This is a genomic window from Halomonas sp. BL6, assembly GCF_006228115.1.
In the GTDB taxonomy this organism is placed as follows: Bacteria; Pseudomonadota; Gammaproteobacteria; order Pseudomonadales; family Halomonadaceae; genus Vreelandella; species Vreelandella piezotolerans.
The window spans coordinates 519765-532847 of record NZ_VDGL01000001.1; the positions used below are offsets into that span (position 1 = coordinate 519765).

Consider the following 13083-nt stretch of genomic DNA (forward strand, 5'->3'; position numbering starts at 1 on the left):
GCTGCTGATATGATGTTTTTACAATAACATCATACTATCAACGCTGGAAGTTGCGGCGATGCACAATGAGAGACCGGCGAAGGAGAGGGTATGCAGCGGGTAACGGTAACGCTGGATGAAGAGCTGTTAAGCGACGTCGACGCGCTGATGGCGCTGCGCGGCTATCAAAATCGCTCGGAGGCGATTCGTGATCTCACCCGCAGCGGGCTGACGCAGGCTAAAGAGCAGGTTGCACCTGATGCGCCGTGCATGGGAGCGCTGGTGTACGTGTATGATCACGCGGCGCGAGATCTTTCCAAGCGGCTGACTCGCCACTCCCATGATCATCACGACTTGACGCTCTCGACGCTGCACGTGCACATCAATCACGATAGTTGTCTGGAGGTGGCGCTATTGAAGGGGCAGGGGAGCGCACTGAAGCAGTTCTCCGATGAGGTGACGTCATCGCGCAGCGTGCGCTACGGCCAGCTCGTACTGATTCCTGACGAATAGGGCGCTAATGCCCACTTGAAAACCTGATATCCATAAAAAAGGGCGGCCCAGTGGCCGCCCCTTGATCGCGTCGAGTCGCTCAGTGCTCGACACCACCTTCGCCGTGCACGTGGCCGTGCTCGACTTCTTCCTGGCTAGCTTCGCGAACGGTCGCAATCTCAACGTCGAAGTTGAGGTGCTGGCCTGCTAGCGGATGGTTGCCATCGACGACGACGGTATCGCCTTCGACTTTCTTGACGGTCACCATCAGCGGGCCACCCTGGGTCTGGGCTTGGAACTGCATGCCGGGCTCGACGCTCTCGACGCCTTGGAACGCATCGCGCGGCACTTCTTGCATCAGCTGTTCTTGAACTTCACCGTAGCCCTCTTCCGGAGCGACTTGGACGTTCAGTTTGTCGCCAGCAGCGCGGCCTTCGAGCTCTTTTTCCAGGCCTGGGATGATGTTGCCAGCGCCGTGGAGATAGGTGAGCGGCTCGCGGCCTTCGGAACTGTCTAGCACCTCACCTGCATCGTTGGTCAGGGTATAGTGGAACGCGACAACCGAGTTTTGCGCAATTTGCATTGAATAACCTTTCGGTGAGTGCATGTCCCAACATGGTAACGCGTGTGGAGCGGCTTGTCAGGGGGGCGGCGGGGTTTTTCCACCCACACGCCTTTAGCGCTATTGCGCCTAGGGGTGTGCAGGGATACCCTACATCCACCCATTTTTAACCTGCCATACACTCGCTGGAGTCCGTTATGACCATCTTCTTTATTTGGGTTGTCGCCTTCGCGCTGATTGCATATTTTGCTAATAAACGTTGGGAAAGCGGCGTTAGCCAAGGGTTGGACAAAGTGCTGCCCGAGGTGCTGAAAAGCCATGGTGACAACCGCTACCTGTGGGTAGCGGCGTTGGCCGTACTGGGCGCAACGACACTGATTCGCCCGGTAGACGTGCTGCTGGTGGCGATCTTGCTAGCCGTGATTGGCTTGATCATCGTGAAGCTCGCCAATTGGGCAAGCAGCATGGCCCACTAAGTCGAGCCATCGAGTCCACTCCTGGGTTCGAATCGTCAAATAGCTGAATAAACAACAGCCCGGCCAAATCGGCCGGGCTGTTGTTTTGACGAGCCGCGACGCGTATAGCGTCGGGCGAATAGTGGGCAACTCTGGTGCTAGTAAGGCGCAACGCTCAGGTTGGCACCGCTGCCAATCAAACGAACCCGTTGGCCTGCTTGGTACTGACGATCGGCGCTTTGCACGACGACCACATCCGTCCCATCATCACGACGAATTTCCATTTCCAGTGCGTTGATCCGGTTGGCGCGATCTTCTGCGGCCGTACCGGCAACGGCACCGCCCAAGGCACCGGCAACGGTGGCAAGCTGACGGCCAGAACCGCCGCCAATTTGGCTACCTAGCAGGCCACCAATCACGGCGCCGCCGCCACCACCCAGCAAATTGCCGGTGCGGCTATCGGCCTGAATTTGTACGGGGCGAACGGCCACGATGGTGCCATAGCTGACGCTCTGCCCCGTTTGCGCTTGGTTACCACGGTAAACATCGCCTGAGTAGGGCGCGGTATTGGCGCAGCCAGCCAGTGTCAAAATGCTCAATGCAGCAACGGGTAATAAACGTTTCATTAAAACCTCCAGTGGGTATCTATCCGCGTCAATGGCGTTTCATCAATTGCCAAACATCGCGTCTATTTCGTTTTAGAACAGCGTTCGTTAAAAGATAACGGAAGTGTGGCGCTTTGACCAGCCATCCCAAAAAAAGGTCACAATGATAGTGTAGACAGGCATTAAGAAAGCAGTGTGCAAAAAAACAGGAGGCCGACGCCTCCTGTGGGTCATGCGAAGAGCGGATTAACCAAACTGGTTCATGGTGTTGTCTTTACCGCCCGCCTTGAGCGCGGCGTCGCCATGGAAGAACTCTTTGTGGTCGTCGCCGATATTGGAGCCTGCCATGTCCTGGTGTTTGACCGTGGCGATACCTTGGCGAATCTCCTGGCGTTGAACGCCTGCGACGTAGGCCAGCATGCCTTCGTCACCGAAGTAGCCCTTGGCGAGGTTGTCGGTAGACAGCGCTGCCGTATGGTAGGTGGGTAGCGTGATCAGGTGGTGGAAGATACCGGCTTCGCGAGCACCGTCGCGCTGGAAGTTGCGCGTCCACTCGTCGGCGAGTTGACCCAGTTCGGTGTCGTCGTACTCGACGCTCATCAGCTTGTCGCGCTGGTAAGCCGACACGTCCTTGCCCTCTTTCTCCCAAGCATCGAAGACCTGCTGACGGAAGTTGAGCGTCCAGTTGAAGGAGGGCGAGTTGTTGTAGACTAGCTTCGCATCCGGCACCACCTCGCGGATACGGTTCACCATGCTGGCAATTTGGCCAACGTGGGGCTTTTCGGTCTCGATCCACAACAGGTCGGCACCGTTTTGCAGGCTGGTGATGCAGTCCAGCACCACGCGATCTTCCCCCGTGCCCGGCTTGAACTGGTAGAGACCCGAGGCTAAACGCTTGGGCTTGACCAGCTTGCCGTTTTGCTTGATGACGACGTCACCGTTGCTGATGTCTGCCGCGTTCTCGATGACGTCCCCATCCAAGAAGCTGTTGTACTGGTCGCCCAGGTCGCCCGGCTCATGGGTGACGGCAATCTTTTGGGTGAGCCCTGCGCCAAGGGAGTCGGTGCGCGCCACGATGACGCCATCTTCGACGCCCAGCTCTAAGAAGGCGTAGCGCACGGCGTTGATCTTCGCTAGGAAGTCTTCGTGGGGAACGGTGACCTTGCCATCCTGGTGGCCGCACTGCTTCTCGTCGGAGACCTGGTTTTCGAGCTGGATACAGCAAGCGCCCGCTTGAATGAATTTTTTGGCCAGTAGGTAGGTGGCTTCGGCGTTACCGAAACCGGCGTCGATATCGGCAATGATCGGCACGATATGCGTTTCGTAGTTGTCGATCTTGCTGATCAGCTCTTTCTCTTTAGCGCTATCGCCTGCCGCCTTGGCGTCGTCCAGGGCGCGGAACAGGTGGTTGAGTTCCCAGGCATCCGCTTGCTTGAGGAAGGTGTAGAGTTCCTCGATCAGGTTGGCGACCGAGGTTTTCTCGTGCATGGATTGGTCGGGTAGCGGGCCGAACTCGGAGCGCAGCGCGGCTACCATCCATCCAGAGAGGTAGAGGTAGCGGCGTTTGGTGGTGCCGAAGTGTTTCTTGATCGAGATGAGCTTTTGCTGACCGATGAAACCGTGCCAGCAGCCCAACGACTGAGTGTACTGGGAGGTGTCGGCATCGTAGGCGGCCATGTCGTCGCGCATGATCTTGGCCGTGTAGCGAGCGATGTCCAAACCGGTATGGAAACGGTTTTGAGCGCGCATACGGGCAGCATATTCAGGTTTGATGGCTGACCACTTGCCGCCTTGGGCTTCGCGAAGGTGGGCCATGGCTTTGATATCGTCGAGCAGTCCTGTCATGAGCTGTTTCCTCCAGAGTTATCGTCGTTCGCACGTTAGCTTGTTCTTATGCTGCACCTGCGAGATAGATTCCAGCATTATTCAAATTCGCGGCGCTGTCTCTACACCCATCGTCTCTTAATAAAACGTCGCGGTGTGGCGCTTTGCGTTTCACAGTGTCGGTGTCTCCGAAGAGGAGAGTCCTTAACGCTGCAGTGCAATAACTATCGACTAGGCAAGGAGATCCAACAATTGTCACTTGGGGGCACGCGGCGTTGTAGTCCGACGACAGCGACTACGCCAAACGCCCTGTTTGTGTAGTCGTTTTTCGTCATGGCTTTGACTACGAACACAAAAAAAGCGCCACACGGGGTGGCGCTTGGCGACATTGGCGCTGAATCACTACAAAAACAGCGTCATCTCACGATGGGGAATGCCTGCATCCATAAACACGTCGCCGTGGGCAACGAACCCTAGCTGCTCGTAAAAAGCGAGAGCATGTAGCTGGGCGCTGAGCACCGCCCGGGCGTGCCCGGCATCGCGTGCCGCTTGGATGGCGGCCTCCATGAGTTGATAGCCAATGCCCAGCCCCCGGGCATGTTCGAGCACTGCCACTCGGCCAATGTGGCCATCGGGAAGAAGGCGGGCCGTGCCGACCGGCTCGCCTTTGAGCATGGCCAGAAAATGCAGGCACTGCGAATCGAGGCCATCCCACTCTTCCTCTTGAGGTACCTGCTGTTCATCGATGAAGACGACTCGGCGGATCCGCGAAGCGTGCTCTTCCAGTATTTCCCAGTGGCCGCTTGTCACGGTGGCGTTTTGTTCCAAGCGTTACTCCTCGTCGTCGCCCATGAAGCCCAGGCTGCCGCTATTGATCAGTCGAGTCACCAGAGCGGCGGCGCCCTCGAGTTCCAGCACGTCCGCGTACATCGGTGTAGCGTCGGCAAGGCGTTTGGCGAGGGGTTCTGAGCAGGCGTGCCCGTCGCCATCGACGAACAGCGTGGTGCCAGAGGCATCGCTGCGCCAAGCGAAGCGAGACCCTGGCATATGGAACAAAGGTTCGCCGTCTTGTAGTTGAGCAACAAGGTCGGCTTCGCTCATCGGCTCTTCGAGAGGCACGACTTGATCGATATATTTGGGCTGGGTCATCACGCGGCCAAACCACTGGGCCACTTGCTCAGGGTTATCCAGCGCGCTCAGCATGAACTGACGCATGCGTTCGACGGCGGCATCGTCCAGCTCGCCTACCTCCTCGGCAGGGGCCATGCCCGCATCGCTATAACGCTGGGAGTCCGACATTTGTTCGCCGACATAATCGGCATACGAGGTGATGGCTTCGTCGGCCGAGGGCGCGCGAAAACCCACCGAAATGGTCATGCAGTCATCGCTTTGGCTGACGCCGTGGTGTGCCCAGCCTGGCGGCAAATACAACATGTCGCCGGGTGCCAGGGTCCAGTCGGAGTCTGCTTCGATCTCGAACGACTCGAGGATGCGCAGATCGATCCCTTGGATGATCGGCGCATTGTCGAGCTGCTTACCACCCAACTGCCAGCGGCGGTGGCCGCTAGCCTGCAGGAGGAAGACGTCGTACTGGTCGATGTGTGGCCCAACGCTGCCACCGGGAGGGGCGTAGCTGACCATGATGTCGTCCAGCCGCCAGCGAGGTAGGAAGTCGAACTCGTCCATCAGCGCCGCAATGGAGGGCACGTAGTGATCGACCGCTTGTACCAGCAGGCTCCAGTGACCTTCGGGCAGCCGCTCGAAAGTGGCGTCGTCGAACGGCCCGTGCGAGACCTGCCAGGGGCCGTCGGGGCCATTCTCTTCGACCAGCCGCGCTTCGACGCCCGGTTCGCAGGCAAGGCCTGCCAGTTCGTCGGGATCGATGGGGCTGACGAAATCGGGGATAGCGCCACGGATCAGCAGTGGCTTCTGCTGCCAGTAGTTGGCCAAGAAGTCTGCGGGCGTTAAATCGCCCAACAGGGTGAGTGGCTTATCGTGATGACTCATGGCGTTATCCTAGTTCAAGTGAGCACTACGTCAGTGCCGCAGAGCGTCGTTTAGAGTGCAGCAAGCCGCTGATTGAGAGCTTCGGCCTGGGCCTTCGCATTACCAATATAGCTGGCAGGCGAGAGATCTTTCAGCTCCTTTTTGACCGTCTCAGGTAGCTCGAGTGTGTCAATGAAGGCAGCAAAGCCTGCCTGATCGATCCGCTTGCCGCGGGTCAGTTCTTTGAGCTTCTCGTAGGGTTTTTCGATGCCGTAACGCCGCATGACGGTCTGGATAGGTTCGGCCAGCACTTCCCAGCTGTTGTCCAGGTCTTCTGCAAGACGCTCAGGGTTGGCTTCCAGTTTGCTGATGCCTTTCAGGCTAGCGTGGTAGCCAATCAGGCCGTAGGCCAGACCAACGCCAAGGTTGCGCAGCACGGTGGAGTCGGTCAGGTCGCGCTGCCAGCGCGAAATCGGCAGTTTCTGTGCCAGGTGGCTCATCACTGCATTGGCCAACCCCAAGTTACCCTCTGAGTTTTCGAAGTCGATCGGATTGACCTTGTGCGGCATAGTCGACGAGCCAATTTCGCCTTCTACGGTACGCTGCTTGAAATAGCCCAGCGAGATATAGCCCCAGACGTCGCGATCGAAATCGATCAAAATCGTGTGAAAGCGGCAGATCGCATCGAACAGCTCGGCAATGTAGTCGTGGGGTTCGATCTGTGTGGTGTAGGGGTTGAAGCTCAACCCTAAACCTTCGACGAAAGTGCGCGCGTTGGCTTCCCAGTCGATGTCCGGGTAGGTGGTCAGGTGGGCGTTGTAGTTGCCCACCGCGCCGTTGATTTTGCCCAGAATCTCGACGCTTTCGATCTGCTTGAGCTGTCGCTTGAGGCGATACGCCACGTTGGCCATCTCTTTGCCCAGCGTGGTGGGGCTAGCGGTTTGGCCGTGGGTGCGCGACAGCATCGGCTGACCGGCATGGGCAATCGCCAGCTTGGCAACTTCATCGGCGACTTGATGCATGGTCGGCAGCAAGGCTTTAAGGCCGTCTGCCAGCATCACGCCATAGGAGAGGTTGTTGATGTCCTCAGAGGTGCAGGCGAAGTGGATGAACTCGGTGACCGCATTCAACTCTGCTTGTCCTGCGATCTTTTCTTTCAAGAAGTACTCGACCGCTTTGACGTCATGGTTGGTGGTGCGCTCGATCTCTTTGATGCGCTCGGCGTCGTCCACGGAAAAGTCGCGAATCAACTGCTCTAAAAAAGCGGTGGCTTCTGCGGAGAGCGGGGGCACTTCCACGATTTGGCCGTGGTCAGCCAAGCGTTGCAGCCAGCGCACTTCCACAATGACCCGCGCGCGTATCAGGCCGAATTCGCTGAAGTGTTCACGTAGCGCGGCGGCTTTGGCGCCGTAGCGGCCGTCGACGGGGGAGAGGGCGGTCAGAGCAGAGAGTTGCATGGCTTGGTTTCCAGAGTAGTCAAAGTCAGGGATCGAAAGTGAGGTGGCGCAGCGGCTAGCCGAGGTCATCCAGTGCTCGGCGCATTGCCTTGCGCTGGAAAACCAGTTTCCAGCGGCGCCCACCCTGCTGATGCCATAGCAGGGCGAAGCGGATGCCGGCCATCAGGCAGGCGCGCACCCGCTCCGGCATCATACGGGTTTGCAGTAACGAGGGGTCGCCCTGCACCACGATGCGTGTTTTAAACGTCGAGATAGTCTCTTGGTAAGCTTCACCGAGGCTGGCGATGACGTTTTCGTGGGTCGTGCCAAAGTGCTCCGCTTGTCCTTGGACATGAGCGAGTTTCTGGCCTAGCAGGTCCATCATCTGGCGGTCGGTGCGCAGCTTGTTCATCAACAAAAGCAGCGAGAAACCGTAGCGAAGCACGACCGGGTTAGCTTGCTTGCGCCCCACCAGTGCTTCCAGCGTTTCTAGACCGCGGCGCAGATTGTTGGGATGGCCGCCGTAAATCGCCTCGAAGCTTTCGGGATTCGTGTCGACCGTCGCGTTGATCAGCGTTTCCCAGGCGCGGGTATCGACCTGCCCGGTACGTGCCAGCTCGTCGACCAGACTGGCGGCTTGGAATACGCCCGCCAGCGCAAGGGTCTGGCGGGCAGCAGGGGAGTCGGGCGCGCGGTGTATCGGAGTGGCGCTCATGCGGCGGCCTCCGCCATTTTCCAGGTGGCGCGGATGACGCCGCCGCCCAGACAGATATCGTTATCGTAAAGCACTAGCGACTGGCCGGGCGTGACCGCCCACTGTGGATCGTCGAACACGACCTCGACACTGCCGTCCGGCTGGGCAATGATCTCGCAGGGACAGTCACTTTGGCGGTAGCGCGTCTTGGCGGTAAAGCGGCCCCGCTGCACGGGAGGATGACCCGCGACCCAGTCCATGGGCTCGGTGGCCAGCGCATCGGTGTACAGCAGCGGATGATGCTTGCCCTGAACCACGATCAGTACGTTGCGATCGAGATCCTTAGCCGCCACGTACCAGGGCTCTTCGGAGTAGTTGGCCAAGCCGCCGATTCCCAGTCCCTGACGCTGGCCTAAGGTGTAATACATCAAGCCCATGTGCTGGCCGATCTCATCGCCTTCGGGGGTCTCGATGGTCCCGGGTTGGGCGGGCAGATACTGTTGCAGAAAGTCGCGGAAACGACGTTCACCGATGAAGCAAATGCCGGTAGAGTCTTTCTTCTTGGCGGTGATCAGATCGTGCTGCTCCGCCAGCGCGCGCACCTCGGGTTTCTCCAGCTCGCCCACCGGGAACAGGGTGCGGGCGATGGCCGCTTCCGGCACGGCGTGCAGGAAGTAGCTTTGGTCTTTATTGCCATCCAGGCCTTTCAGCAGGCGCGGGTGGCCGTCGCGAATGCCTTGCCGCACATAGTGGCCGGTAGCGATTTTATCGGCACCTAGCATCTCGGCATACTCTAGAAAGACTTTGAACTTGATCTCGCGGTTGCAGAGGATGTCAGGGTTCGGCGTACGGCCCGCTTTGTACTCCGCTAAGAAGTGCTCGAAAACGTTGTCCCAGTATTCGGCGGCGAAGTTCGCAGTATGCAGTTTGATGCCCAGTTTGGCGCACACGGCTTCTGCATCCGCTAGGTCTTCTTTGGCCGTGCAGTATTCGGTGCCGTCGTCCTCGTCCCAGTTCTTCATAAACAAGCCTTCGACATCGTAACCCTGCTGGAGCAGAAGGAGTGCCGAAACGGAGGAGTCGACGCCGCCAGACATGCCGACGATAACCTTGCCGGTGGCCGCAGTGCGGATGTCCGCCGTGTCCTGGGTGGCTGAGCCATGGGTGGATGTCATGAGCATCCTCGGTTGAAGTGGTGTGCAATTGGGCGGCGATTATACACGATGGGGGCTCGATGCTTCGAGTGCTTCACTCCTTGATCACGCCAAGCGGGTAGCAGTGGCCGTTTAGCGCGTCGTCGATACGTTGGAGAACCAGCGGGCTGCGCAACCGTCGGGCGCCGTCCAACATGGCAATCTCCTCTCGTGTCAGCCAGTGGGTCGCGACGATGGCCGGGTCGATAGCCGAGCTAACGTACTGGCTGGGCGTGGCAACGAAACCGTGACTATGGAAGGTCGTACCGGCAGGCGTGTGAAAGACGTACAGCCCCAGATAGCCGGTCAAGGTGATCTGCCAAGCGGTCTCTTCCATGACTTCACGGTGAACGGCTGCCATCGGCCCTTCCCCGTGCTCGACGTGTCCGGCAGGCTGATTGAACAGCGTGTGTGGGCCACCTTTATTCTCTTCCACCATTAGAAAACGCCCCTGCTGCTCGATCACACAGGCAACGGTGCTGTGAATGATGGGGCGGGCAACGTCCGTTTGGACAACGCCGCTCATTTGCGTCTTCCTCTTGGTTTTGCACTGCTTTTCGAGCCGCGTTTGGCGCCCCTTTCAGCGTCCTTATGGGTGTTGAGTGGTTTGTGTTGTCCGCTGCGCGGCTTGGTCGCTTGGGTCGTCCGTGGCGCGTGTAGCGTCTCTTTGCGCCACTGGCCGGGTGCGAGATCGCCCAGTTGCCAGGGGCCAATCGCGGCACGTATCAGGCGCAGAGTGGGAAAGCCAACGTGGGCGGTCATGCGGCGCACTTGGCGATTGCGCCCCTCGCTAATGGTGAGTTCCAACCAGCTGGTCACGGGATGGCGTTTGGGATCGATGGCCGGGGCGCGCTCAGCCACGTCAGGGGGCGACATACGCCGAGCTTTGGCGGGCAAAGTGGGCCCATCTTTCAATGTGACGCCGGATACGAGTGCGCGAATGGCCTCGTCGGTAATGTGACCTTCGAGCTGCACCCAGTAGGTTTTTGGCTGTTTGTGACGGGGGTGGGCGATACGGTGGATCAGGTTGCCATCATCACTCAGCAAGAGCAGTCCTTCCGAGTCGTAATCGAGGCGTCCGGCCGCATAAACACCCGGCGCATCGAGCACGTCGGCCAGAGTAGAGCGGCCTTGGCTGTCGGTGAACTGGGAGAGCATGCGGTAGGGTTTGTGCAGTAGATATAGGGTGCTCATCGTCTCTCGAACTGTCTTGCAGACTGTAGGCAGAGGATTTGTCGACAATCGCTCATGCGGTTAAAGTGCAGCGCTGGTATAATCTGGCCCGGCTGTTTGAGTTTGAAAGGGCCGAAAGCAGAACGGTGCTTGCCGCGCCGTCGCCGTTACCGCAGTAACCACCGAGTGACCAGTAGTACCACCGACTGACTAAAGGGGCAGCGCATACAGGATGCTCCACACGCTTCGCGGCATGGCCAATCGTTGTAATGGGCCGCGTAGCTCAGGATTTTATAATCACAGCGACCGAAAAAGAGGTTAACGCAAAAATGTCTAAAACGCCGAAGATCATTTATACGCTCACCGATGAAGCTCCTGCGCTCGCTACCTACTCTCTGTTACCCATCATTGATGCTTTTACCGACTCTGCCGGTGTCGAAGTAGAGACCCGCGACATTTCGCTGGCTGCCCGTGTGCTGGCACAGTTTCCCGACATTCTGAACGACGAGCAGCGCGTCAGCGACGACTTGGCTGAGCTGGGTCAGCTGGCGAAGACGCCGGAAGCCAATATCATCAAACTGCCTAACATCAGCGCCTCTGGCCCCCAGCTCAAAGCGACCATCAAAGAGTTACAGAGTCAGGGTTATCCGCTGCCGGCGTATCCGGAAGAGCCTAAGAACGATGAAGAGGCCTCCATCAAAGCGCGCTATGACAAAGCCAAAGGCAGTGCGGTAAACCCGGTGCTGCGTGAGGGCAATTCTGACCGTCGTGCGCCGAAATCGGTCAAGAACTACGCGCGTAAATACCCGCACCGTATGGGCGAGTGGAGCGCTGACTCCAAGTCTCATGTCGCGCACATGAGCGAAGGCGATTTCTACGGCAGCGAGCAGTCAGCGGTCATGGAAAAAGCGGGCACGCTGAAGATCGCGCTGCAGCAAGCCGATGGCACCCAGGTAGTGCTAAAAGAGGGGCTTGCGGTACAGGCGGGTGAAGTGATCGATGCGGCGTGCATGAGCAGCCGTCGTCTGCGTAGCTTCATCGACAGCCAGATCAACGATGCTAAAGAGAGCGGCGTGCTGTTTTCGCTGCACCTGAAAGCTACCATGATGAAGGTCTCCGACCCGATCATGTTCGGCATCGTAGTTGAAGAGTTCTACAAAGAGGTGCTGGAGAAGCACGCTGACGCACTGAAGAGCGCGGGCTTCAACGCCAACAGCGGTATCGGCGACCTGTACAGCGCCATCGAGAAGCTGCCCAGCGACCAGCAAGACGCCATCAAAGGCGATGTCGAGGCGCTGTATCAAACACGCCCGGCCATGGCGATGGTGAATTCCCACAAAGGCATCACCAACCTCCACGTGCCCAGCGACGTGATCATCGACGCCTCCATGCCGGCGATGATTCGTGATTCCGGCAAGATGTGGAATGCCAACGATGAGTTGCAGGATGCCAAAGCGGTCATCCCGGATCGTTGCTACGCCACCATCTATCAAGCCGTTATCGAAGACTGCAAGCAGAACGGTGCGTTCGATCCGACCACGATGGGTAGCGTTCCTAACGTGGGCCTCATGGCGCAGAAAGCCGAAGAGTACGGCTCCCATGATAAAACCTTCCAAATGCCCGCCGACGGTACCGTCGTGGTGACCGACGACTCGGGCGAAACGCTATTCAGCCACACGGTAGAAGCGGGCGACATTTGGCGGATGTGCCAAACCAAAGATGCGCCGATTCAAGACTGGGTGAAGCTGGCGGTTACTCGTGCCCGCGACAGCGGTGCTCCAGCGCTGTTCTGGCTCGACGCCAACCGTGCCCATGACGCCCAACTGATCAAGAAGGTCGAAACGTACCTGAAAGACCACGACACGTCCGGCCTGGATATCCGTATCCTAGCGCCCGTCGACGCGATGAAACTCTCCCTGGAACGCATTCGCAAGGGTGAAGACACCATCTCCGTCACCGGTAACGTGCTGCGCGACTATCTCACCGACCTGTTCCCGATCATGGAGCTCGGCACTAGCGCCAAGATGCTTTCCATCGTGCCGCTGATGAACGGCGGTGGTCTGTTCGAAACCGGCGCTGGCGGCTCGGCACCGAAGCACGTTCAGCAGTTCCTGGAAGAGAACCATCTGCGCTGGGATTCGCTGGGTGAGTTCCTGGCGCTGGCAGCGTCGCTCGAACACCTAGGCAGCACCTTCGGTAATGCCCGCGCGACGCTGTTGGCAAAAGCGCTGGATGAAGCCAATGGCAAATTCCTCGACAGCAACAAGTCGCCATCGCGTAAAGTCGGCGAGCTGGATAACCGTGGCAGCCACTTTTACCTGGCCCTCTACTGGGCAGAAGCATTGGCAGCTCAGGATCAGGATGGCGATATGAAAACGCTGTTCGCCCGTTTGGCCGAAGCGCTCAAAGCCAACGAAGCCGCGATCGTTGACGAACTCAATAGCGTTCAAGGTCAGCCGGTCGATATTCAAGGCTACTTCCACCCGAACGGTGAACTGGCCAGCCAAGCCATGCGTCCAAGCAAGACGCTAAACGACGCCCTGGCAATGGTTGCCAAAGGCTAAATCGCCTGGTGACAGTCGCACCCTGTGTGCGGCTCGCCCCCTGCCTGCTTAGCAGGCAGGGGTTTTTTGTTTTGCCCAGTGTGATAATTTCGAGTTTTTCGTGAACCCTTGTTGATGGCG

13 protein-coding genes are annotated in these 13083 nt (G+C 58.5%); 3 read left to right on the plus strand and 10 right to left on the minus strand.

Annotated features, from left to right (window positions below):
* Positions 1-90 precede the first annotated feature (90 nt).
* A complete protein-coding gene (nikR, locus tag FHJ80_RS02470) occupies positions 91-492 on the plus strand; it encodes a nickel-responsive transcriptional regulator NikR (RefSeq protein ID WP_139525461.1) in 402 nt (133 codons plus the stop codon).
* 79 nt (positions 493-571) lie between these two features.
* On the opposite strand, the gene FHJ80_RS02475 is transcribed toward nikR, so the two are convergent.
* Positions 572-1054 carry a peptidylprolyl isomerase gene (locus FHJ80_RS02475; protein ID WP_139525462.1) on the minus strand — a complete coding sequence of 161 codons (483 nt, stop codon included), beginning with the start codon at positions 1052-1054 and terminating at the stop codon, positions 572-574.
* Between the two features lie 176 nt (positions 1055-1230).
* Here FHJ80_RS02475 and FHJ80_RS02480 point away from each other — a divergent pair, with 176 nt between their 5' ends.
* Entirely contained in the window at positions 1231-1509 is a 279-nt protein-coding gene (locus FHJ80_RS02480; protein ID WP_139525463.1) for a hypothetical protein, read from the plus strand.
* A gap of 137 nt (positions 1510-1646) precedes the next feature.
* Here FHJ80_RS02480 and FHJ80_RS02485 read toward each other — a convergent pair whose 3' ends face one another.
* From FHJ80_RS02485 to FHJ80_RS02525, 9 genes are all read right to left on the minus strand, one after another.
* Positions 1647-2114 (minus strand): glycine zipper 2TM domain-containing protein, encoded by a 468-nt coding sequence (locus FHJ80_RS02485; protein ID WP_054641192.1) that lies wholly within the window; start codon positions 2112-2114, stop codon positions 1647-1649.
* A 225-nt stretch (positions 2115-2339) separates the two neighbouring features.
* Positions 2340-3938: an isocitrate lyase gene (locus FHJ80_RS02490; protein WP_139525464.1), complete on the minus strand. Its 1599-nt coding sequence runs from the start codon at positions 3936-3938 to the stop codon at positions 2340-2342.
* Positions 3939-4319: 381 nt separating this feature from the next.
* A complete protein-coding gene (locus FHJ80_RS02495) occupies positions 4320-4745 on the minus strand; it encodes a GNAT family N-acetyltransferase (RefSeq protein ID WP_139525465.1) in 426 nt (141 codons plus the stop codon).
* 3 nt (positions 4746-4748) lie between these two features.
* A complete protein-coding gene (locus tag FHJ80_RS02500) occupies positions 4749-5924 on the minus strand; it encodes a cupin domain-containing protein (RefSeq protein ID WP_139525466.1) in 1176 nt (391 codons plus the stop codon).
* A gap of 50 nt (positions 5925-5974) precedes the next feature.
* Entirely contained in the window at positions 5975-7360 is a 1386-nt protein-coding gene (gene purB / locus FHJ80_RS02505) for an adenylosuccinate lyase (RefSeq protein ID WP_139525467.1), read from the minus strand.
* Positions 7361-7415: 55 nt separating this feature from the next.
* Positions 7416-8054 (minus strand): high frequency lysogenization protein HflD, encoded by a 639-nt coding sequence (hflD, locus tag FHJ80_RS02510; RefSeq protein ID WP_139525468.1) that lies wholly within the window; start codon positions 8052-8054, stop codon positions 7416-7418.
* On the minus strand, positions 8051-9208 hold the full coding sequence (mnmA, locus tag FHJ80_RS02515) for a tRNA 2-thiouridine(34) synthase MnmA (protein WP_139525469.1): 1158 nt from the start codon (positions 9206-9208) through the stop codon (positions 8051-8053). Before mnmA ends, hflD begins: the two co-directional genes overlap by 4 nt.
* A gap of 73 nt (positions 9209-9281) precedes the next feature.
* Positions 9282-9752 carry an NUDIX hydrolase gene (locus FHJ80_RS02520; RefSeq protein WP_139525470.1) on the minus strand — a complete coding sequence of 157 codons (471 nt, stop codon included), beginning with the start codon at positions 9750-9752 and terminating at the stop codon, positions 9282-9284.
* Entirely contained in the window at positions 9749-10420 is a 672-nt protein-coding gene (locus tag FHJ80_RS02525; RefSeq protein ID WP_139525471.1) for a pseudouridine synthase, read from the minus strand. Before FHJ80_RS02525 ends, FHJ80_RS02520 begins: the two co-directional genes overlap by 4 nt.
* 308 nt (positions 10421-10728) lie before the next feature.
* Between FHJ80_RS02525 and FHJ80_RS02530 the strand changes: the two genes are divergently transcribed.
* Positions 10729-12963: an NADP-dependent isocitrate dehydrogenase gene (locus FHJ80_RS02530; RefSeq protein WP_139525472.1), complete on the plus strand. Its 2235-nt coding sequence runs from the start codon at positions 10729-10731 to the stop codon at positions 12961-12963.
* Positions 12964-13083: the final 120 nt, after the last annotated feature.